Consider the following 22,561-nt stretch of genomic DNA (forward strand, 5'->3'; position numbering starts at 1 on the left):
AATGTCAGTGCTGATCAATAAAGAAACCAAAGTTATCTGCCAAGGATTTACGGGCGGTCAAGGAACCTTCCATTCCGAGCAGGCGATTGAATATGGAACTCAAATGGTCGGTGGCGTATCACCGGGCAAAGGCGGCACGACTCACCTCGGCCTTCCGGTCTTTAATACCGTGGCAGACGCGGTTGAAGCGACCGGCGCCACTGCCTCGGTCATTTATGTGCCAGCGCCTTTTTGTAAAGATGCCATTTTAGAAGCGATTGACGCCGGGATTGAGCTGATCGTCTGTATTACCGAAGGTATTCCAACGCTGGATATGCTGGAAGTGAAAGTGAAACTGGATCAAGCAGGGGTGCGAATGATCGGCCCTAACTGCCCCGGTGTGATTACCCCCGATGAGTCTAAGATTGGCATTATGCCAGGACATATCCATCAGTCGGGTAAGGTAGGCATTGTTTCACGCTCAGGCACCTTGACTTATGAAGCGGTAAAACAAACAACCGATGAAGGCTTTGGCCAATCAACGTGCGTTGGAATTGGTGGTGATCCGATTCCAGGCTCCAACTTTATCGACATCCTCGCGATGTTCGAAAAGGATCCAGCCACCGAAGCAATTGTAATGATTGGTGAAATCGGTGGTACCGCCGAAGAAGAAGCCGCCGCGTACATTAAAGCGAATGTTACCAAGCCGGTTGTGGCTTATATTGCTGGTGTGACTGCGCCTCCAGGCAAACGTATGGGCCATGCGGGTGCAATCATTTCTGGTGGTAAAGGTACCGCAGACGATAAATTTGCGGCCTTGGAAGCGGCAGGCGTGACAACAGTGAAAAGCTTGGCCGATATTGGCAAAGCACTACGTGAAAAAACCAACTGGTAATGTAATTTTCCAGTCACGTAAAGCCCAAAGCCGCTCATGTGAGCGGCTTTTGTCGTTACAGGGAAAACGTTAAGGCGTTAGTAAAGGCCTGCGCGTTTTCACAGCATAAACGTGTTTAACGTTTAGACTCGTTCAGACTATGATCGTCTTCAAGCTATGATCGTATTCAGGCTATGATCGCATTCAGAGCATCATCGCATTCAGGCCGTGGTCGCAGATACTCAGGTAACGGCGCGAGAGGGGACCAGCTGCGTAAGCATAAATACACTGGCTGCAGCAACCACTACTGACGGCCCTGCGGGCGTATCATAAAACCAGGATCCAGCCATACCCAGCATCACGGCGAACATACCAATCAGGCTAGCAAAAGCAGCCATTTGCTCTGGCGTAGACGCCAGTCGGCGGGCTGTTGCAGCGGGAATGATCAGCATGGATGTAATAATCAGCGCGCCAACAAACTTCATCGCCAATGCGATCACTAAACCAATCAATAGCATCAATAAAAGCCGCAGTTTTTCGACCGCTATCCCTTCGACTTTAGCCAGCTCTTCACTGACGGTCATCGATAGAAGTTGTTCCCAATAATATCCCAGTACAGCAAGCGTAAAGCAGGCGCCGACCGCGAGCCAGGTAAGGTCAGCAAATGAAACCGCCAGCAGATCGCCAAACAAATAGGCCATCAAATCAACCCGCATGTTGTCTAAAAAGCTGACCGCCACTAAGCCCAAAGACAGAGCGCTGTGTGCCAATATCCCGAGTAAGGTATCGGTAGAAACCAAATGTTGGCGTTGCAGACCAACCAACAAGATCGCGAGAAGCAAACACGTCACAACCAGCGCAAGATTTAAGTCAATTTGGAGCAAAAACCCAAGCGCGAGCCCAAGTAATGAAGCGTGTGCTAAGGTATCGCCGAAATAGGCCATCCGACGCCAGACCACAAAAGAGCCTAATGGCCCAGCAATGGCAGCGATAAGTAGGCCACCCATAATAGGGGCAAGAAGGAACTCAATCATGGTGGTGCTCTTGGTGATCACAGCTTACAGGCTGGCCTGCAAGATCATGTTGGTGATGATGGTGGTGATGATATAACGCCAGTTGTTCACTGGTTTGACGACCAAACATCGCGACATACGATGGATGCTGAGATATGGCGTCGGGTGCGCCAGAGCAGCACACATGGTGTTGAAGGCAAATGACGTCATCGGTCTTGGCCATGACTAAATGCAAATCGTGTGACACCATTAATACCGCGCATTTTAGTGTATCGCGCAGGTGAGCGATGAGGCTATACATTTCTAATTGGCCGCTGACATCGACCCCTTGCACCGGTTCATCTAACACCAGCACATCCGGCTGTTTTAAGATCGCACGCGCCAAAAGAACACGTTGTGTTTCACCGCCCGAAAGCGTGTGCATATTGGCGTATTGCAATGATTCTGAGTTGACGGTTTTCAACGCGTGATCAATTTGGGAATTGGTATAGCGTGTTCCTAGGCGAATAAATCGGTCAACCGTCAAAGGCAGTGTCTGGTTAAGCTGAAGTTTTTGTGGCACATAGCCTATCTTCACCCCTTTAGCGATGTGAACTATACCCGCTGCGGGCTTCACTAAACCAATTAATGCTTTGACTAAGGTTGATTTCCCCGCGCCATTTGGACCAATGAGCGTGGTAATCTGTCCTCGTTTTAATTGCATAGAGACCTTGTCCAGCACATTTCGGCCGTTATAGGTCACCGTCACCGCGTCAAGCGAGACTAGCGAATTTGTCATAGTGAAAAAAAGCATTGTGAATTGGAATTGTTATAATATAACATTTCTGCCCGTCGAGAAAACAAAAGAATGAGAGGAATGATGACAGCTCGTATTATTGGTGGACTTTTTGCGCTATTGCTGGTGATGCCGGCTCACGCGATCACGGTGATGACAACCATTAAACCGCTTCAGCTTATTACGGCAGGACTCATTGCCGATGATGATCGTTTAGACGTGCTGCTACCTCCTGGCGCATCACCGCATGGCTACGCCCTGAAACCTTCGGATATTCGCGCGTTGAATCAAGCCGATATTACCCTATGGGTCGGCCCGAACTCGAACTGTTTCTCGATAAGTTATTAGCCGATAAGCCCTCGGTGCTGACGCTATCTCAGATCGAGGGGATGCCACTGCGTGATTTTGACGGCGCCCATGATCATCATGGCCATGATCACGGTGAACATAACATCGACCCTCATCTGTGGTTGGGTCCAGACACCACACGGGTAGCCGCGCAAGCGATTACCGCGGCTTTAATTGAGGCGGCGCCGGATAAAGCGGCGATCTATCGGGCTAACCTTAACCGTTTTAATACCCAGCTAACCCAAACCGTCGCGGATATTGAAGATGAGTTATCCACGCATATGCAGTCAGGCTACTTTGTCTTTCATGATGCCTATGGCTACTTTGAAACGGCCTTTGGCCTCGAGAAAACCGGCCATTTTACCGTGGATCCAAGCCAAAAACCGGGCGCTAAGACGTTAGTAACCATTCGCCGAGGATTGCTTAATCATGATGCGACCTGTATCTTCACTGAGCCGCAGTTTAATCCTGCACTGATTGATGCTGTGACCCGACATAATGACGTCAATGTCCTCGAACTCGATCCATTGGCGACGTCAATTCAGGTAACGCCTGATGCTTATCAGGTGTTTTTAAAAGATATGGGAAATCGTTTCGCACGTTGTTTAAAGCATGAAACTACTCACTAACTGGTTAGCTGCTACGGCTCGGCTACCACGCCAGCACAAGCTAGCACTCGCATCATTATCTCTTTTAGTTGGCGCTGCCTTGATGTGGCAGCCCCATCCTTTTTCCTCTTCACGTGATCGCCAACCGATACCTATCCCGAACGATACGCAAAATATCACCTCCGTCGAGCACAGTGAGCCTATCGAACAGGGTCTGGATGCCGATGATCCTGCACTTCGCGTACCGGAAGATGCATTAGAAAAAGACATCACCTCGGAAGCACCGCGCACCCACCAACACACGGTGGCTGCCGGCGATACGTTGGGAGGTATTTTTTCCCAATACGGACTTCCGATCAGCCAGCTTTATCAAATGCTTGATGAAAATGAACGCGTGGGTGACATCCGTCGTGGTCAAAACATGGAATGGCAGGTCGATGAACAAGGACGGTTATTAACGTTCACCCTATACCAATCGCTCAAATACCGGGATCAGTATCGTTTTGAGCAGGGGAAGGTAGCGTATGCGCGTTTAGAAACCAAAGGGGATCGTGAAAAAGTCACCGTGATTGGTCGTGTCAACAGCAGTTTTTACCAACAAGCTCGCCAAGCGGGGCTAACCCCTAATCAAATTCAAAACCTGGTTTCGGCATTACAATGGCGGTTTGACTTTGGACGCCAATCGCATCGAGGCGATCAGTTTGCGATTCAGGTGGATAAAGAGTTTATTGACAATAAACCGGTCTCATCTGGAGATATATCCGCCATGCTCTATCGAGCGGGAGATCGTGATATCTTCATTTATCGACATACGGATGGCCGTTTTTATGATGAGCAAGGGCAAAGCTTAGATCGTGCCCTGCGCCGCATCCCTACGGCGAAACGCTACCGGATTAGCTCATCGTTTGATCCTCACCGCAAGCATCCCATTACGGGGCGTATTTCTCCGCATAACGGGACCGACTTTGCTACCCCCGTTGGGACGTCGGTGCTAGCGGCAGGTGATGGCGTGGTGGTGAAAGCGCGCAAACACCCGTTAGCAGGAAACTATGTTGTCATCAAACATGGTCGTGAATACTCAACCCGTTATCTCCATTTACACCGGATTTTGGTGAAACCTGGCGACCACGTATCAATGGGACAACGGATTGCGCTCAGTGGCAACACGGGACGCTCGACCGGCCCACACCTGCATTTTGAGTTATTAAAGTACGGCCACCCTGTGAATGCCATGAAAGTGCCGTTGCCCGAAGCTCATCCCGTGCCGAGTCAGGAGAGAGGTGAGTTTCAGCGTCAAGCAAAACATGCGCAGCAAGCATTGGAGCAGCGTCTTAATGGGTAATAAATATTAAAAATGTGAGGACTCGCTCACATTTGGGGAGGCAGGGTTTTCTTTCGTAGTGACTAGCAGGACACTACAAGGCTTAACCCTGCAACCCTGTCTCGCATTTTATACATGAAACGCCAATGTCTTTGTTTTTTATGGTTGGCTCTTGTTCTCCTTTGTCTGCCTTTGCATGCGCACGAACCACTACAAACGTCATTTCAATCTTATCCGGGGCTCAGTGCGCTTGGTGATGTGCGTGATGTCGCGGTCCAACCCTCAGGCGGTATGTGGCTGCTTAATAATCAAGGCGATATTTATTTCTTCGATGGACAACAATCCCACCCTCTAGACGAAACGCTGACCTTACCTGACGAAAAAATAGTGACCATTGCCTATGCCCACCAAACGTTATGGCTTGCGGGCCAACGAGGTATTTACCGCTTTCGAGCGGGTGACAATACACTAATCCAATATAAGTTGTCAGACAGCGGCAAAGACACTCGTGGCGAGAGTCAACCTCGATTAGCCGCGGTGAATAACACGCTGTGGTATATCCAAGATGGACAATTAAGCCGTTATCACGTTAAAGAGAATCAATTTCGTATTTGGCGAGCTGGTCAATGGCGTGCGGACCATACTTGGCTTACCGCTGAGCACCGATTAGTCGCGATCGGCAAAGGTTTGTATCAGCTTACCGATGACGGTATTCGCCAACTCACGCGCTTTACAAGCTCTGTGACTGCGATAACGGCAAAGGGAGATAGAGCTTGGGTCAGTACTGAACGAGGTGTCTACCTCTTAGCGTTATCAGACCGTGCGGTTCAAGCACAGCATCTACTTAATACCCAAGGGGGTTACCAGCGCCTAACGGTTGGCTCCGGTGGGCTTTGGGCGGCGCGTGCCGATGGCGTCTATTTTCTCTCTATTGGCGGGGAAGCAACGCCCGTGTGGCAGCCCGGCGCTCGGTTAATACCGGGAAAGTCAGTCACCTTTTTGTGGGGCGACTTTGAGGGCGGCGTCTGGTTTTCAACCGATAAGACAACCCGTTATCGCGCGCCTGGGCAACGCTGGATTTCGCATCAACATCAGGATGTGCCAACAGCGATGACACAAGGTTTTCTGGCCAGTAGTGATTGGCGGGGGCTGTATTCAGGCGGTTGGCGGAATTTAAGCGCTGACCTCACGCTCCCCGAGTCTCTCTCGTCACTCTCGGCTCAGCATTTATATGTCGACTCAAATGGCGTTATGTGGCTGGCGTTCAAGGATCGCCTCATTCGCTATTGGCCTGAATCTGAAAAGGTTATCGATTATGGCACCGACTGGCAATCTGATGCGGGCGATATATTAGGCTTTTATGATGATGGCAGAGGGAGTGTTTGGATTCGTCATCGCCAAGGGCTGACGCGTTATCGTCATGATCAGTTCCAGCCGATACCGCTCATGGATGCCTTACTACCCATCGTTGATCTCTATGCCGATGAGCAAGGGCGGGTATGGTTGGTGAATAACAAGGGGCTATATCAATACAACCCAAACTTATCTGATTCAACCTCGGTGGCGTACCTAGCATTGGAGAATGAAGCCTTTCGCTGTATCACTGGAAATCGAGATGGTATCTGGGCGTATAGTAATCAGGCTTTAATCCACATTGCACCACGAGGTTTTATCCGCACTTTCCGACTGCCTTCTGAGTCTGAGCAAGTGGCTTGTTTTGCGTCTCGCCCGCATCAGTTGACCATTCTGGACGCTGAAAATAAGTACGTGATTGAAACCGACCAACTCGCGTTTTCGCTGCGTAAACCGCCTCAGGTGGTGATCGGGGCTCTGTGGCAGCAACATAAGCGCTGGCGTGTTGGCCCACGCCAGCAGACCGCAATCACACTGCTCGAAAAAAGCCCGGTTAACGTGTCTTGGGGAAGCTGGCCGCCAGAGCGTCAGGTCTCTCGTATTCATTACCAATTGGTCCCTTACCGACAATCTGGCCAGTCTTTGGCTAAACCGCTGGCCGCTTGGCAGCAAACCGGAAGAGAAACCTTCTCGTTAGCGAATATGGTCGGAGGGCACTATCAGCTTCGGATTGCCATTCCGCGTGATGGCGCGTCGCATACTGTACTGGATATGAGGGTCTCTATGCCGATATTGCCTCACCTGGTGAGCGGTGTCATGCTGATACTCTTTGTCAGTATTGTATTAGCCGCAGTTAGGTTAGCGTTCAAACAACGGCACCAGGTTGGGCAGCATACTGATTTTCCCTTGGATCATGCCGGTGCATATCCGCTTTTTCAGTCCACGTTGAAACCCATGTGGACTGAATACCAAGCGCTCGCTGTGCCGAGTGAAACTAAAAAACGAGAGGGTGCAACGGAGGCCTTGGCGGAATCCTCGGATGCTGGGTGACGTGATCACGACAAAACCGTTAATCCTTGAGTAACAAGCGCCTCTCTAAACTGACTCACAAGTGCTGTTTGCTGTGACGGTGAGCGCGGCGTCGCCTGGAGGTGCCCCCAGATTGGATTGGGCCATACTGCATCGTCGCGAAATCGCGCAACATGATGGAGATGAAGCTGCGGGACCAGATTACCAATTGCTGCAATATTGAGCTTATCGGGAGCAAAAAGAGATTCTAGACAGCTTGCGACCAGGGCGGACTCTTGCCAGAGTGTTTGTTGATCGCTTGGGCTGAGATGATGGATTTCTTCGATGCCACTTACCCGAGGGATAAGCAAAAGCCATGGACCAAAATCTGCGCCTGCAAGGCGTAATTGGCATAATGCAAAATCGCCGACATACGCGCTGTCAGCGGCTAAACGAGGGTGAAGACAAAAAGACATAGCCACTCCGTATTGAAATGAATCTCGCCAGCTTATATCACAACCGACGAGTGGGTCACGGCAAATAAAAAGCCCACCGACAAGGTGGGCTTCACTATTAGGTTATCTCGTCCGCTTAGCCATTACATGCGTTCAAGCGTATTGATGCCCAATAGCGCCAAACCTTGCTTGATGGTTTTCGCAGTGAGTGCGGCCATGCGCAAGCGGCTTTGGCGAGTGTGTCCTTCTGAGAGCAGGATTGGGCAAGCTTCATAAAAGCTAGAGAACAAGCCTGCAAGCTCAAAGAGGTAACTACACATTAAGTGCGGCTGTCCTTCTCGGGCTACAGATTTCACGGCTTCTTCAAATTGCAGTAGCTTAGCAACCAATGCTTTTTCTTTTTCGTGCTCAATGATCATCTCACCGTCAAGCGCATCCCGATCGACGCCTGATTTTGCAAAGACTGAGGCAACGCGAGTATATGCGTATTGCATGTAAGGCGCGGTATTCCCCTCAAAGGCCAGCATATGATCCCAGTCGAAAATATAATCGGTAGTACGGTGCTTGGAGAGATCGGAGTATTTTACCGCTGCCATCGCAACCGTCGTCGCGATATTCGCTTGCTCGGCCGCATCCATATCAGGGTTCTTTTCAGCAATCAGTGCTTTGGCACGCGTTTCTGCTTCGTCCAATAGGTCAGCAAGACGCACTGTGCCGCCCGCACGTGTTTTAAACGGTTTGCCATCTTTACCCAGCATCATGCCGAATGCATGGTGCTCCAAGCTAACGGTTTCCGGAACATACTCGGCTTTACGAACAATGGTCCAGGCTTGCATTAGGTGTTGATGCTGGCGTGAATCAATGAAATACATCACGCGATCAGCGTTAAATTGTTCATAGCGATACTTGGCGCAAGCAATGTCGGTGGTGGTATAAAGAAAGCCGCCATCACGTTTTTGGATGATCACACCCATCGGCTCGCCATCTTTATTTTTATATTCGTCGAGAAAGACCACCTGAGCCCCATCGTCTTCGACCGCGATGCCTTTCGCTTTTAAGTCTTCAACAATACCCGGCAGCATATCGTTATAAAGGCTCTCGCCCATGACATCTTTTGGTGTCAGGGAAACGTTTAGACGGTCATAGTTCTGCTGGTTCTGCTCTAACGTGACTTTAACGAGCTTTTCCCACTTCTCTTTGCAATAGGCATCGCCACGCTGCAATCGCACCACGTAGTCACGTGCGGTGGCGGCAAAAGCTTCGTCTTCATCGTAGCGCGCTTTAGACTCACGATAGAAGTTTTCAATATCGCCCAGCTCCATAGAGATATCATCACCGCGTGACTCGTGCAGCTCGAGGTTAGCAATCAACATACCGAATTGCGTTCCCCAATCACCTAGGTGGTTGGCCCGTGTAACCTTGTGACCCAAAAACTCTAATGTACGCACCACCGCATCACCGATAATGGTGGAGCGTAAATGACCAACGTGCATTTCTTTAGCAACGTTAGGTGCCGAGTAATCGACGACAATATTTTGCTTATCTTGTTTCTCGATACCTAAGTGCGCGTCGGACAGGGCGATATCCGCCTGTTTAGCCAGCCACTGATCGTTTAAAAAGATATTGATAAAGCCTGGACCGGCAATCTCTGCGCGACTTGCCATATCACCGAGATCAAGCGCATCCAATACCTTTTGGGCAAATTTACGCGGGTTCGTCCCGATCTTTTTGGCTGCACCCATCACACCATTGGCCTGATAATCACCAAATTGTGGTTTTGCAGATTGACGCACTGCTGCTGGTGTGCCCTCAGGCGCACCCGCCGCAACCATGGCGGCAGAAACTTTTTCGTTAAGAAGACTTTGAATATTCACTTGCTTACCTTTACTACTAGCCGGGCTGATTATGAATGACCCGTTATGTGGGTTTCCAGCTTATCAATACAAGAATCCGCCAACACTGCATTGCGCGAGAATGAAGCGTGCAAACACAGTGTTGGCGGGATGCTGTATTGTCGCGAACCATGACGTTCATCGACGCGGATGATCCCTAATGATACCCATAAAACAGCAGGCATTGGCAATAGTTATTCACCGCCTTCCTTGATATCTTTACGCGCCGGAATACAACGAGCCTTTTTTCCCTCTCGGAGGTTACCAATTATGATGCCATCAAAGGAAAAGTCGTAGTGCGAGATGACGCCACTTTTTAGATAAAATCAACCAGTTGCTTACACAGGTTCTTATGATCTCACCAATGAGGTAGAGGCCAGCGCCGGTGCGCTGGCAATCGATGGCGGTTTGGTGGAAATAAGGAGGCTGAGCTACAAGATCACGGTTTTATTGCCGTGTACGAAGACGCGATCGTCGATAACGCGAGCGATCGCTTGGCTGAGCACGCTTTTTTCTACGTCCCGGCCAGCTTTTGCCATATCTTGTGCGCTAAAGCTATGATCAACATGAATCACATCTTGGCCAATAATAGGGCCCTCATCCAAATCGTTGGTCACGAAATGGGCGGTCGCACCAATGATTTTGACCCCGCGCTCGAAGGCTTGATGATAGGGGCGTGCACCAATAAAGGCAGGCAAAAAGCTATGGTGAATATTAATAATGCGATGCGGATATTGGGCGACAAAATCTGGCGTTAGCACCCGCATATATTTGGCGAGAATAATATAATCAGGCTGGTGGCCTTGAATGGCCTTAATCATCGCTTGCTCGTGCTCGTCGCGACTTAATCCTTCATGGCTAACAAAGTGAAACGGGATATCAAACCGCTCGGTTAAAGGCTGTAACTTATCGTAATTCCCTACCACAGCGGCAATCTCTATATCGAGCGATCCGTCATACGCTTTCATCAAAATATCGCCGAGACAATGCGACTCTTTGGTGACCATGATCACCACACGTTTGCGACGCGAACTGACTAATTGACGCTGACTGCCGGGTGGTAATGCGTGGTCAAGATCCAATAGCAAGGTATGATCGTTGAAAATTCCCTCCAGCTCGGTGCGCATATAAAACTGACCGGTGGCGTGATCAACGTATTCGCGGTTATGAATAATATTGAGTTGGTGTTTGTAGCAAATATTGGTAATGGTAGCGATTAAGCCTTGAGCGTCAGGGCAATCCGTGAGTAGTGTTTTTCGTTCCATGCTGATACTGTGCTGCTTATTATTAAACCCTCGGTTTTACCCTGTCTGGCGGGCTAGGTCAAAGTGATTTTCGCAGTGATCTTGGCTTTCGACCCTGAATGGTTTGATCCATTTTGGGGGTTTGGCATAATGCTCTCTTTCCCCTGTGTATTTATCCAATGATCCGTAAGGTTTTCTCAGAGACGGGCGCGCTGGCTAAAGCCATTAACGGCTTCGTGCCTCGCCAACCGCAAACAGATATGGCGATCGCTGTCGATACGGCCATTCGTGAACAAGGCCAGTTAGTGGTTGAAGCGGGCACAGGAACCGGGAAAACCTATGCCTATCTGGCCCCGGTGTTGTTAAGCGGCAAAAAAGCGATTATCAGTACCGGGTCGAAAAACCTGCAAGAGCAGCTCTACCATCGCGATTTACCCTTGATGAAGTCTGCGCTGGGCTATACCGGTACCACGGCGCTACTCAAAGGCCGGGTCAATTATCTTTGTCCTGAACGTTTAGAGCGGCAAATCAGCGAGTGTCACCGCCCAGATAGTGAACCGGGACAACTGAGTCAGTTGGTCAAAATTCGTGAGTGGTCATCGTATACTGAATCAGGCGATTTGAGTGAATGCGAGGCGCTTGCCGAAGACAGTCCGCTCATTCCTGTTGTGACCTCTACCAATGATAACTGTCTGGGGAAAGACTGCCCGAGCTATGAAGATTGTTATGTAGTGAAAGCGCGGCGCCGCGCGATGGATGCCGATGTGGTGGTGGTTAATCATCATTATTTTTGGCAGATGTCGCCATCAAAGAAACCGGCTTTGGTGAACTGATCCCAGATGCCGATGTGATGGTGTTTGATGAAGCGCATCAACTGCCCGATATTGCCAGCCAGTATTTTGGCCAGTCTTTGTCGAGTCGCCAACTCCAAGACGCGGCCAAAGACATTCATATCGCTTACCGGACCGAACTTCGTGATACCCGCCAACTGGAAAAAGTGGCCGATCGTCTCTCGCAAGCGGCGATGGATATGCGGTTAGTAATGGGGGAGCCTGGTTTCCGGGGCAATTGGCGCGAGCTTCAAGCGTCACCCGTGGTTGAAAAAGAACTGGTGCGACTGTCCGATGCCCTCGATTTAGTTCATGACGTTGTCAAGTTGTCGCTTGGGCGAAGCCAGTTATTGGATGCCGCATTTGACCGTATTACGCTGTTTAAAGCCCGATTAACGCGCCTTCGCGATACGTCGATAACCGGATATTCCTACTGGTATGAATGTACACGCCATCATTTTAGCTTGAATATTACGCCATTATCCGTAGCGGACCGTTTTCGTGAGCAAATGGCCGAACAAGGCGGTGCATGGATATTCACCTCGGCCACCTTGGCCGTAGAGGGGGATTTTGGCCACTTTAATCACCGATTAGGGATCGATGCCAAACAACAAATGACGCTGGAAAGCCCGTTTAATTATCCAGAACAAGCTCGATTGTGTGTGCCACGTCATGTCCCTGAGACCAATAGTTATCGCCGTGCGAATAAATTGGCCGCCATGCTCGGGCCGGTGATTGAACGTAACCAAGGCCGTTGCTTTTTTCTCTGCACGTCGCACCAAATGGTCCGTGAGCTCTCGGCGTTATTTCGCGAGCAGTTGTCATTACCGGTGTTGATGCAAGGCGAAATGCCTAAACAGCGCCTACTGGCAGAATACTTGTCTTTAGGTAACGCGCTACTGGTGGCGACAGGGGCATTTTGGGAAGGCATTGATGTACGAGGCCAGGCCTTGAGTTGCGTTATCATTGATAAGTTGCCGTTTGCGTCGCCGGATGATCCTTTATTAAAAGCACGCATTGAAGACTGCAAATTGCAAGGTGGCGATCCCTTCGCTCAGGTACAAATTCCCGAAGCAGTGATCACGCTTAAACAAGGCGTGGGGCGATTGATTCGTGATCAACAAGACTATGGCGCATTGATTATCTGTGATAACCGCTTAGTCACCCGTGCCTATGGCGCGACCTTTTTACGCAGTTTACCTGCTATCCCACGGACACGGGAGCTTAACCATATTGACGATTTTTTGTCGCCCTCAGAGGCGGACAATAAAACCGTTCACTCGCATTTATCACATCAACCTATAGAGGGTTAAATGACGCTAAAAATACTTGCCGTCGATACGGCGACGGAGAATTGTTCAGTGGCACTTAGTTGTGGCGATCATGTTATTTCACGCAGTGAAATCGCCCCACGCGAACACACGAATAAGATCCTGCCGATGGTTGATGAAGTCCTGGCAGAAGCCGGCGTCGCACTCAGCCAGGTGGATGCGTTGGCGTTCGGCCGCGGGCCGGGCAGTTTTACCGGTGTACGCATTGGTATTGGTATTGCCCAAGGACTCGCTTTTGGCGCGGATTTGCCCATGATTGGCGTGTCGACGCTAGAGGCGATGGCGGCACAAAGCTACCGACTGAGCGGCGCAACCCGTGTCCTCGCTGCGATTGACGCGCGGATGGGCGAGTTATATGTCGGTCAGTACCAACGCACACAAACAGGTCGTTGGCAGTGTTTAGGTGAGGAAATGGTCGTCGCACCTGATGCGCTTTTACCTCACTCTAACCAAGGTGTTTGGACATTGGCAGGAACCGGCTGGCCTGCCTATCCTGATCTAGAGATCCAGTTGGGATTGCAAAGCGTCAGGTCAGATGTGTTGTACCCGCAAGCGCAAGATATGATCGCGATTGCACAACACGCGTACCAGTCAGGAGAAGCGGTGGCCGCCGAGCTAGCCAGCCCTACCTATTTGCGAGATAAAGTCACGTGGAAGAAATTACCCGGGCGAGAGTAGGCCGGTAGTCGGTCGGTGAGCATAGGAAGCGAATATGGTATCGATTAACGGTGTACCGTCCCCACAGACGACCCGATCTAATCAATCCCAGCGTGCGGCAAACAAACAGAAAGCCACACGCAAGCAAACGCCGAAGACGACGCAAGTTGCCAACGCGGTTCGCCAGCGCGTTGACCCAGTGTCGGTTGCGCAAGCTGAGCAAGCGCAGCAACAGGTACAATATGATTTACCTGATGGTCGAGGTCGGCAGGCAATGGAATCTTACTTCGCCGTGTTAAACCAAACACGGCGAGAGGAACTGTTGAGCTTGGTTGGGGTCGATATATACGTTTAATGGCGCACAAAAGGAGCGTGTTGTATGAAACCCTATTGGCTAGTCGTTCTTGGTGCCTTGGTTTTAACCGGCTGCTCAACGTTGCCGGAGACACTCAAAGGACGCATGGATCAGCCCGTGACTGAATATCCAGTTGTGGCGAAAATGACTGAGGCGCAACGAGGCGAAGAAGTGCGCTTAGGCGGGATGATTGTCGGTGTCAACAACCGGGAGTCTGACTCGGTTGTAGAAATCGTAGCTTTACCAATCTCAGATGTGGGGCGTCCCGATATTAAGGCCTCATCCCTCGGGCGTTTTAAAGCCGTTTTTGATGGGTTTGTGGAGCCTGCTGATTATGCCAAAGGGCGGCCGATTACCATTCTCGGCGACTTTGACTCACGCCAGCAAGGTATGGTCGATGCGTACGCCTATGATTACCCAGTGCTTAAGGTGAAAGGACATCAATTATGGAATATTGAGCAACAAGTGATTGATGATGACAGGCCGTATTGTTACGGGTCGTATTGTTCTCGACTTCGTATCGGTGTCGGTACCGGGCATGTGCAAAGCGTGATTACCCTTCCTTAACCCATAACGGGTCGCCATGCTATCCACACCGTTAAGTGCAAAGCTTGATGCTTTATTGGCCCAGCCCCCTGAGCAAGTGGGCCTTTGCTCGGGGTTGGTCACCACATCTATCCCGCTTGCAGACATTCAGGTAGCGGCGGCTGTGCGTACGCCCAGCCATGGCGCACCGACATTAGTGTTCATGCACGGTTGGCAAGATAATCTCGCGAGTTTTCATTCGCTGCTTCCTTTATTGCCGCAAGATTTTGGGCTCATTCTGTTTGATTGGCCAGGGCATGGTTTATCGGAACACAAACCCGGTGATTATTATTATCCGTTTTTTGACTATCTTGATGATCTGCACCAAGTGCTGAACCACTCATCGCTCTCGCTGCTCGGTCACACAGGGCCGGTGGTGCTGGTGGGTCATTCACTGGGTGGGGTGGTCGCTAGCTGTTATGCGGCCAGTTTCCCCGATAGTATTGATGCCATGGTGACCATTGAAGCGCTCGGCCCGATCGCGGAACCTGAGCAGACGGTCACTGAACGTTTTGCGAACAGCTTGAATCAACGGGCCATTTTACGAGCAAAGGCCCCCCGTTACTTTGATTCGGCGCTTAAGGCGCTACGGTTACGCGCCTCGATAAATAAAGTGTCGCTTGAGGCACTTCTGCCTTTGGTGGCTCGAGGACTTTCGGTGGGTACACAAGGCGTACGCTGGCGTCATGACCCCAAATTAGGCGCAGAAGCGCTTTATCGGATGTCGCCAGCTCACAGTGAGTCGATTATTCGAGCGATCAATTGCCCAGTACTGGCGATTCGGGCGACAGATGGGTATCCTGCATTTCGCTCAACAGATGCGGCCATCCGGGCAACGTGGTTTCAACAACTCACCCTCGCTGAGCTTCCCGGAACCCATCATTGCCACCTTCAACAACCGCAACAAACTGTGTCGTTGATAACGGATTTTGTGACCAAAATTCAAACGCGCACTTAAAATGCTCGTGTAAAAATAATGTTAACGTTATGGTAGGCAGGTTAAACACTTGTTTGAATTATACCTTGCGTCGATCGAAGTGGGCAAAATAGCCGACCAGCAGAAATATAGGAGAAAGCCAGTGGAAAAGGTATGGCTTAATCGTTACCCGTCGGATGTGCCGGCGGAAATAGATCCAGATGCTCATCGCTCCCTTGTTGAAATGTTTGAACATTCTGTTCAACAGTACGCCGACCAGACTGCCTTTATTAATATGGGGCAGGTGATGACGTTTCGTAAATTGGAAGAGCGTAGCCGCGCGTTTGCGGCCTATTTGCAAAATGAGCTGAAGCTGAAAAAAGGCGATCGCGTTGCGATCATGATGCCAAACCTGCTGCAATATCCGATTGCTTTATTCGGCATTTTACGTGCCGGTTGTGTTGCTGTTAACGTCAATCCGTTATATACCCCTCGTGAGTTAGAGCACCAGCTGACGGACGCGGGAGCAAAGGCCATTGTGATTGTCAGTAACTTTGCCCATACATTAGAAAAAGTGGTCGACAATACCCCAGTCAAGCATGTGATTTTGACCAGCTTAGGCGAGCAACTCCCGCGCGCCAAAGGAACCTTGGTGAACTTTGTGGTCAAATACGTGAAGAAAATGGTACCCAAGTATCATTTACCTCATGCCACATCGATGCGCCAAACGCTGAGTCGTGGTCGCCGAATGCAATACGTTAAGCCTTTCTTGAAAGGCGATGATGTCGCTTTCCTCCAGTACACGGGTGGCACCACTGGATTGGCGAAAGGCGCTATCTTAACCCACCGCAATATGTTGGCGAATGTCTATCAAGCAAAAGGTACCTACCAGCCGGTGCTTAATGCGGGTGAAGAAGTGGTGGTAACTGCATTACCGCTTTATCACGTCTTTGCGTTGACCGTAAACTGCCTGTTGTTTATCGAGATGGGGGGGCAGAACTTACTGATTTCTAACCCGCGTGATATTCCAGGCTTTGTGAAAGAGCTACAAAAATATCCATTTACCGCGATCACCGGCGTAAATACGTTATTCAATGCCTTACTCAACAACGAAGATTTCCATGAGCTCGATTTCTCGAACCTACGCTTGACCGTGGGAGGAGGCATGGCGGTACAGCGTGCAGTGGCTGAAAATTGGAAAAAACTGACGGGTAAGCACTTACTCGAAGGATATGGGTTAACCGAATGCTCACCTTTGGTTGCCGCGTATCCGTACGATCTGCGAGACTACAATGGCTCAATTGGTTTGCCCGTGCCCTCGACTGAGGTCCGTATTGTCGATGATGAAGGTAACGATGTCGCCGATAATCAACCCGGTGAGCTTCTAGTACGTGGCCCACAGGTGATGCAAGGCTACTGGAATCGGCCTGAAGCCACACGGGAGAGCATTGATGAACATGGCTGGTTAGCGACCGGTGATGTGGTGCAGTTTGATGATGATGGTTTCTTGCACATTGTTGACCGCAAAAAAGACATGATTTTGGTATCAGGCTTCAATGTTTACCCAAATGAAGTGGAAGACGTGGTCGCCCTGCACGAAAAAGTGCTCGAGGTTGCAGCGATTGGCCAGCCTGATGAGAACTCAGGCGAATTGGTGAAGATCTGTGTGGTGAAAAAAGATCCTTCGCTCACGCGAGATGATCTCGTTGCCCACTGTCGTAAGCATCTTACGGGCTATAAGGTACCGCGTGTGGTGGAATTTAGGGATGAATTACCTAAAACCAATGTTGGCAAGATTTTGCGTCGTGAGTTAAGGGACGAGCCTGAAGCGCCTGCGCAAAAAGCGTCGGCTTGATGCGAACCGACCCAGAAAAGGGTAAACTAGCGATAACGAATCACGAAATGCCGGCATCGCCGGCATTTTCTTTATGGGCTTTTTTGTGAACTATCAACTGATCACCTCTTCTCAACAACTCGTGGCTATATGCACGCGTCTTCGTCAGCAAGCAACCGTGATGGTCGATACTGAGTTTGTCCGCACTCGCACTTTCTATGCTCAGCTGGGCTTAGTTCAGCTTTATGACGGGGAGTGCCTCGCGCTGGTCGATCCTATCGCGATTGACGATTTATCGCCTTTGTGGGCACTAATGGCCGACGTCAGCGTGACCAAGGTGCTACATGCGAGCAGTGAAGACTTAGAGGTGTTTCTACACCATGCGGGTGCGCTACCGACACCAATGATTGATACCCAAATCATGGCAGCATTTTTAGGCCATGGTGTATCGGAAGGGTTTGCAAGTTTAGTTGAGCGTTATGTCGGTGTGGCGCTGGACAAGGGTGAGTCACGCACTGACTGGTGTGCACGACCACTGACCGACAAGCAAAAGCACTACGCCGCAGCAGATGTTTACTATTTGATGCCACTTTATCAGGCGTTGTCTGACGCCTTAGCGCAGACACCGTGGCAAGATGCTATCGTCGAGGAGTGCGCACTGCTTTGCCTGAAAAAACAGCAGCCAAAGGCGGATGATGCCGTCTATCGAGAGATTAAATATGCTTGGCAGTTGAATCCACAACAATTGGCAGTATTGCAAGCGTTGGCAAAATGGCGAGCCAAAGAGGCACGACGTCGTGACATGGCGCTTAATTTTATCGTCAAAGAACAGCACCTTTGGAAAATGGCGCGATACGATATACGTACAGTAGAACAAATGCAGGAACATGGGTTTGATCGCTTTGAAATTCGCTATCATGCACAAACACTGATAAAAATCGCAAAACAGGCTGACAAGATGACTGCGGATAAATGCCCGCCAGCGCTGACACGATTGGTCGATGAACCAGGCTATAAAGCGGTGATCAAAGCAATTAAAGAAAAAGTGCAAGAAGCGGCTGATAACGCTGGATTAGCGCCAGAGTTTATTGGCTCCAAAAAGCAGCTGAATCAGCTGATTACTTGGGTATGGCGAGACGATTGCCAAGAAGAGAAACGCCCCGAATTAGCAAAAGGATGGCGTTACACGTTAATTGGCTATGCTCTGTTAGCGGTTATTCCCAAAAAGCCAACCGCCTAAACCTAAAAAGCGGTGCTTGTGCACCGCTTTCGTGTTTTTGAGAAAAAGGGGCCGTATTAGTGGTCCTTTCCCTCCTCGGGGAGCGTCACATTTAGCTCTAAAACAGACAGATCATCATCCCCTTGCTCGAGGCTAACCGATACCTGGTCTGGCGCAATATCGACATATTTCCGGATGACATCTAAGATATCTTGCTTAAGCTGAGGCAGATAGGTTGGAGCAGGGCTATCGGCACTACGACGCTCGGCAACAATAATCTGTAAACGCTCTTTCGCGATGTTGGCGGACTTTTTCTTAGTGGGCCGGAAGAATTCTAGCAATGCCACATTAGCCTCCAAATAAGCGTTTTAAGAAACCTTTACGCTCTTCCTCAATAAAGCGGAAGGGGCGCTCTTCACCCAGCAAACGAGCGATGGCATCTTCGTAGGCCTGGCCTGCGTCAGACTCTTGGTCAAGCACAACAGGCTCACCTTTGTTCGAGGCGTGTAATACCGACTGGCTTTCCGGGATCACGCCCAGCAGAGGAATGCGTAGAATATCTTCAACGTCTTCGACACTTAGCATTTCGCCATTGGTCACACGTGCAGGGTTATAACGAGTGACTAATAAATGGTGTTTAACCGGCTCCTCACCGTTTTCTGCGCGGCGTGATTTAGAGTCAAGAATACCAAGAATACGGTCAGAATCGCGCACAGATGACACTTCAGGATTGGTAGTGACAATTGCTTCATCAGCAAAATACAGCGCCATTAATGCGCCAGCCTCGATGCCCGCAGGAGAGTCGCAAATAATGTATTCAAAACCAAGCTCGTCCATGTCTTTTAAAACACGTTCAACCCCTTCTTTGGTCAGCGCATCTTTATCGCGTGTCTGAGAAGCGGGTAGAATAAACAAGTTTTCTACTCGTTTATCTTTAATCAATGCTTGATGGAGATTCGCCTCACCATTAATGACATTAACAAAGTCGTAGACAACACGGCGTTCACACCCCATCACCAAGTCCAGGTTACGTAAACCGATATCAAAATCGATAACCGCTGTTTTTTTGCCTGTTAATGCTAATCCGGTCGCTAATGCTGCACTTGAGGTGGTTTTTCCCACGCCACCTTTGCCGGAAGTAATTACAATAATTCGTGCCATTCCTCGTCCTTATTCTGTTATAGCGTGAGGGGGTCAATCTGTAAGCTTTCTTGATTAAGCGACACCATGGCTGGCCGCTCAACATGTTCTGGTGGAATCTTATCATTCAGCCAATAGCTACCTGCCACTGACAATAATTCTGACTGAAGGTTCTGACAATAAATGCGTGCTTGTTTTTGTCCGCATGCGCCGGCAATTGCTCGGCCTCGTAGCACGCCATAAATATGAATGCTGCCATCGGCAATCACTTCTGCCCCGGCGCTAACATGATTCAAGATGACCAAATCTGCGTTTTTAGCATAAATTTGCTGGCCGGAACGAACAGGCGCGGTGACCACTTTTGCTGGCGTTTGTATCGGATCTGCGATCCGTGACTGCTTACTTGATTTAAGCACGGCCAGTCCCGAATCTAGCGCAAGTTGGCGTGTATGGTTGTGCGTGACCCCAGTCAGTCCGATAAGAATCATTCCCGTTGCCTGTAAACAGCGCTTTAACGCACTGATGTCAGGACATTGAGAAAGGCGTTGAACATCAGCCACAACGGGGGCACCTTCAAAAAAACCAGGTGCTTGAGTGACCTTCTCGGCCAGCACATCAGCCGCCGCGGCGAAGTTATCGTCAACAAGATGGAGGACGGATAGGGTGAAAGTAGAGCCTTTCAACTCCGGTTGTTTAAGCATGTGATTCGATCCCGGTTCTGTCGTTAAAACACGAGTCAGACGCGCATTATCAGACGTTGAATAGCATGGTATATTCACAGCACGGATGCGGCAAGCAAGGTTTGCTTTTCGAGTCAGATTTCTCGTTTTAATGATGTTTTTTAGCTTTATAGTGAGAAACCACCGCAAATACGTGTTTTGATACACTTTGCGGTAAAGTTTAACAAACCTTTGCCCGAGGATGACAATTTATCGCCTGTTTTATGGCATGCTCGTGAGGACTTTTGAGATGTATTGCGCAATTTATCGAAGCAAAAAGAAAGAAGGCACCTATCTTTATCTTGCAGAGAAAGATAAATTTGATGATGTGCCAGAGGCGCTGATGAACAGCTTTGGGCAACCAGAGTTCGCAATGATGATTGACTTAGACAAGCGTGAAAAGCTTGCGGTGGTCAATATCACCAAGGTAAAGCAAAGCCTGCAAGAGGAGGGGTTTTTTGTACAGCTGCCCCCACCTCCGGACGTAGCGCTGCAGGCTATTCGTAATAGAAACGAAAAACTGTAAAAGGAAGACTATGCGCAAAGGTATGATTTCAGCCTGTATGGCGGCTGCATTAATCGTTAGCCCAGTGATGGCCAAGCCAGGATTTGAACAATATGTGGCCTCATTAAAAGATGAAGCTCGTGAGGCAGGGATTAGCGATGCATTGCTCGAGCGAGCGTTTGACGGGATTGAATATCATGAACGTGCGGTGAGCTCAGATCGAAATCAACCCGAGCGGCGCCTTACTTTAGACGAGTATATTCCTCGAGCGGTACCAGACTGGAAAGTGGCGCAAGCGAAAAAGCTCTACAATCAGCATTATGACGCATTAAAAAAAGTGGGTGAACAATACCAGGTGCAACCACGTTTTATTGTTGCCCTGTGGGGCGTTGAAAGTAACTTTGGTAAGCTCCAAGGCAGTTATAATGTGATTGAGGCATTGTCGACATTGGCATTTGATGGCCGTCGAGAAGCTTTTTTCCGTAAAGAAACCATGGCAGCACTGACAATATTACAGCAAGGTCATATTGCCCCCGAAGACATGAAAGGATCATGGGCGGGAGCAATGGGGCAATCTCAGTTTATGCCCAGTTCGTTTATTAATTATGCTGTGGATGGCAACCAAGATGGTAAAAAGGATATTTGGCAAACGGAGGCCGATGTTTTTGCATCGGCAGCGAATTATCTGAAACAAGCTGGCTGGGATGATACCTACACATGGGGTCGGCAAGTTGAAGTTCCAGAACAGCTTGATCGGTCTCTACTCGGTACCGGAGCAGACAAGGGCTTATTGTTAAGTGACTGGCAGACGAAAGGCGTAAGACGCATGAACGGCCAAGCGTTACCCAAGGTCGACATCAAAGCATGGCTCATTCAGCCTGATGATGAAAAGGGGAGAGCGTATTTGGTCTACAATAATTATCAAAGCTTATTGAAGTGGAACCGCTCGCATTACTTTGCTCTGGCGGTTAGTCATTTAGCCGATAGAATTAAATTTGATTGATACCCTATAACAAAAAAAGAGGCCTTGGCCTCTTTTTTCTTTTTCCTTGGTAAAAAGTTTATGCTTCTTGACCAGGGATGAGGAAATCGTCGAGTGTTGCAGAACCACTTTCCGTCGCTTCGCGAATAACCTTAGGCATACGGCCTTGACCTGTCCATGTTTTATGTGAACCGTCATTATCAGTATATTGGTATTTAGCTGGACGTGCTGCGCGCTTTCCTGGTGTTTTCGCTTTAGTGCTGCCACCTAATAGCTTCATGAGCTCTTCTGGCTCAATGCCATCGGCCACTAACATTTCGCGGTATTTCTCTAGCTTTTCTAAACGCTCTTGTTCTTTTGCTTCTTCTTCGCGATCAATTTCTTTACGTTCTTCAACCACGGTATGTAGTTTCTCTAACGCTTCGTTTAGTTGCTCGGTTGACATCTCTTTGGCAAGAGCGCGTAAGCTACGCAGGTTGAGTAACGCTTTCATTGCATCAGACATTATTGGTTCCTGTTTAATTTATTTGTTAATAGAAGGATGATAGCAGTATAAATGAAATATACAATATTACATATATTAATACGCCACATTGTTCATTATTTGCAAGTTATTCG

At 49.4% G+C, this 22,561-nt stretch carries 20 protein-coding genes and 2 pseudogenes; 13 read left to right on the top strand and 9 right to left on the bottom strand.

The window, feature by feature from the left end:
- Position 1 precedes the first annotated feature (1 nt).
- Complete coding sequence (gene sucD / locus HLG76_RS02840) at positions 2-874, top strand: succinate--CoA ligase subunit alpha (RefSeq protein ID WP_021022452.1); 873 nt, start codon at positions 2-4, stop codon at positions 872-874.
- Positions 875-1,095: 221 nt separating this feature from the next.
- Here sucD and znuB read toward each other — a convergent pair whose 3' ends face one another.
- A complete protein-coding gene (gene znuB / locus HLG76_RS02845) occupies positions 1,096-1,887 on the bottom strand; it encodes a zinc ABC transporter permease subunit ZnuB (RefSeq protein ID WP_077460171.1) in 792 nt (263 codons plus the stop codon).
- Entirely contained in the window at positions 1,880-2,644 is a 765-nt protein-coding gene (gene znuC / locus HLG76_RS02850; protein ID WP_175993024.1) for a zinc ABC transporter ATP-binding protein ZnuC, read from the bottom strand. The genes znuB and znuC overlap by 8 nt, the downstream gene beginning before the upstream one ends.
- 150 nt (positions 2,645-2,794) lie before the next feature.
- Here znuC and znuA point away from each other — a divergent pair.
- The 3 genes and pseudogenes from znuA (at position 2,795) to HLG76_RS02865 (ending at position 7,321) form a co-directional block, all read left to right on the top strand.
- Positions 2,795-3,618 (top strand): annotated as a pseudogene (gene znuA, locus HLG76_RS02855) (zinc ABC transporter substrate-binding protein ZnuA).
- Complete coding sequence (gene mepM / locus HLG76_RS02860) at positions 3,602-4,939, top strand: murein DD-endopeptidase MepM (RefSeq protein ID WP_077676855.1); 1,338 nt, start codon at positions 3,602-3,604, stop codon at positions 4,937-4,939. The pseudogene znuA and the gene mepM overlap by 17 nt, the downstream one beginning before the upstream one ends.
- A 114-nt stretch (positions 4,940-5,053) precedes the next feature.
- Positions 5,054-7,321 carry a hypothetical protein gene (locus tag HLG76_RS02865; RefSeq protein ID WP_175993025.1) on the top strand — a complete coding sequence of 756 codons (2,268 nt, stop codon included), beginning with the start codon at positions 5,054-5,056 and terminating at the stop codon, positions 7,319-7,321.
- A 5-nt stretch (positions 7,322-7,326) separates the two neighbouring features.
- Here the strand turns inward: HLG76_RS02865 and HLG76_RS02870 are convergent, their stop codons facing one another.
- From HLG76_RS02870 to purU, 3 genes are all read right to left on the bottom strand, one after another.
- A complete protein-coding gene (locus HLG76_RS02870) occupies positions 7,327-7,755 on the bottom strand; it encodes an HIT domain-containing protein (protein WP_077575864.1) in 429 nt (142 codons plus the stop codon).
- A 122-nt stretch (positions 7,756-7,877) separates the two neighbouring features.
- On the bottom strand, positions 7,878-9,608 hold the full coding sequence (gene argS / locus HLG76_RS02875; RefSeq protein WP_175993026.1) for an arginine--tRNA ligase: 1,731 nt from the start codon (positions 9,606-9,608) through the stop codon (positions 7,878-7,880).
- A gap of 449 nt (positions 9,609-10,057) precedes the next feature.
- Positions 10,058-10,891 carry a formyltetrahydrofolate deformylase gene (gene purU, locus HLG76_RS02880; protein ID WP_021022444.1) on the bottom strand — a complete coding sequence of 278 codons (834 nt, stop codon included), beginning with the start codon at positions 10,889-10,891 and terminating at the stop codon, positions 10,058-10,060.
- 158 nt (positions 10,892-11,049) lie between these two features.
- Between purU and HLG76_RS02885 the strand changes: the two are divergent.
- The 7 genes and pseudogenes from HLG76_RS02885 to rnd all read left to right on the top strand — a co-directional run bounded on the left by HLG76_RS02885 (position 11,050) and on the right by rnd (position 18,618).
- Positions 11,050-13,013, top strand: a pseudogene (locus HLG76_RS02885) (ATP-dependent DNA helicase).
- Positions 13,014-13,709, top strand: a complete 696-nt coding sequence (gene tsaB / locus HLG76_RS02890; RefSeq protein ID WP_175993027.1) for a tRNA (adenosine(37)-N6)-threonylcarbamoyltransferase complex dimerization subunit type 1 TsaB — start codon at positions 13,014-13,016, stop codon at positions 13,707-13,709. It begins immediately after the preceding pseudogene.
- A gap of 34 nt (positions 13,710-13,743) precedes the next feature.
- Positions 13,744-14,043, top strand: a complete 300-nt coding sequence (locus HLG76_RS02895; protein ID WP_021022441.1) for a hypothetical protein — start codon at positions 13,744-13,746, stop codon at positions 14,041-14,043.
- A gap of 24 nt (positions 14,044-14,067) precedes the next feature.
- On the top strand, positions 14,068-14,610 hold the full coding sequence (locus HLG76_RS02900; protein WP_175993028.1) for a Slp family lipoprotein: 543 nt from the start codon (positions 14,068-14,070) through the stop codon (positions 14,608-14,610).
- 16 nt (positions 14,611-14,626) lie between these two features.
- Complete coding sequence (locus HLG76_RS02905) at positions 14,627-15,586, top strand: alpha/beta fold hydrolase (protein ID WP_241833876.1); 960 nt, start codon at positions 14,627-14,629, stop codon at positions 15,584-15,586.
- Between the two features lie 121 nt (positions 15,587-15,707).
- A complete protein-coding gene (fadD, locus tag HLG76_RS02910) occupies positions 15,708-17,399 on the top strand; it encodes a long-chain-fatty-acid--CoA ligase FadD (RefSeq protein ID WP_077661359.1) in 1,692 nt (563 codons plus the stop codon).
- Between the two features lie 85 nt (positions 17,400-17,484).
- On the top strand, positions 17,485-18,618 hold the full coding sequence (gene rnd, locus HLG76_RS02915) for a ribonuclease D (RefSeq protein ID WP_077679042.1): 1,134 nt from the start codon (positions 17,485-17,487) through the stop codon (positions 18,616-18,618).
- A 56-nt stretch (positions 18,619-18,674) separates the two neighbouring features.
- Here the strand turns inward: rnd and minE are convergent, their stop codons facing one another.
- From minE to minC, 3 genes are read right to left on the bottom strand one after another with little or no spacing between them, the layout of a single operon-like run.
- A complete protein-coding gene (gene minE / locus HLG76_RS02920; protein WP_021022437.1) occupies positions 18,675-18,944 on the bottom strand; it encodes a cell division topological specificity factor MinE in 270 nt (89 codons plus the stop codon).
- A gap of 1 nt (position 18,945) precedes the next feature.
- A complete protein-coding gene (gene minD, locus HLG76_RS02925; protein ID WP_077460182.1) occupies positions 18,946-19,758 on the bottom strand; it encodes a septum site-determining protein MinD in 813 nt (270 codons plus the stop codon).
- 17 nt (positions 19,759-19,775) lie between these two features.
- Entirely contained in the window at positions 19,776-20,438 is a 663-nt protein-coding gene (minC, locus tag HLG76_RS02930) for a septum site-determining protein MinC (protein WP_077460183.1), read from the bottom strand.
- A 268-nt stretch (positions 20,439-20,706) separates the two neighbouring features.
- Between minC and HLG76_RS02935 the strand changes: the two genes are divergently transcribed.
- Both HLG76_RS02935 and HLG76_RS02940 read left to right on the top strand, forming a co-directional pair.
- Positions 20,707-20,982 (top strand): YcgL domain-containing protein, encoded by a 276-nt coding sequence (locus HLG76_RS02935; RefSeq protein ID WP_021022434.1) that lies wholly within the window; start codon positions 20,707-20,709, stop codon positions 20,980-20,982.
- 10 nt (positions 20,983-20,992) lie between these two features.
- Positions 20,993-21,964 (top strand): lytic transglycosylase domain-containing protein, encoded by a 972-nt coding sequence (locus HLG76_RS02940; protein ID WP_077661360.1) that lies wholly within the window; start codon positions 20,993-20,995, stop codon positions 21,962-21,964.
- Positions 21,965-22,022: 58 nt separating this feature from the next.
- Here HLG76_RS02940 and HLG76_RS02945 read toward each other — a convergent pair whose 3' ends face one another.
- The gene (locus tag HLG76_RS02945; protein WP_021022432.1) at positions 22,023-22,448 is read right to left on the bottom strand and encodes an H-NS family nucleoid-associated regulatory protein; all 426 of its coding nucleotides are present in this window, start codon (positions 22,446-22,448) and stop codon (positions 22,023-22,025) included.
- Positions 22,449-22,561 lie beyond the last annotated feature (113 nt).

This window comes from Salinivibrio sp. EAGSL, assembly GCF_013366455.1.
Taxonomy (GTDB): Bacteria; Pseudomonadota; Gammaproteobacteria; order Enterobacterales; family Vibrionaceae; genus Salinivibrio; species Salinivibrio costicola.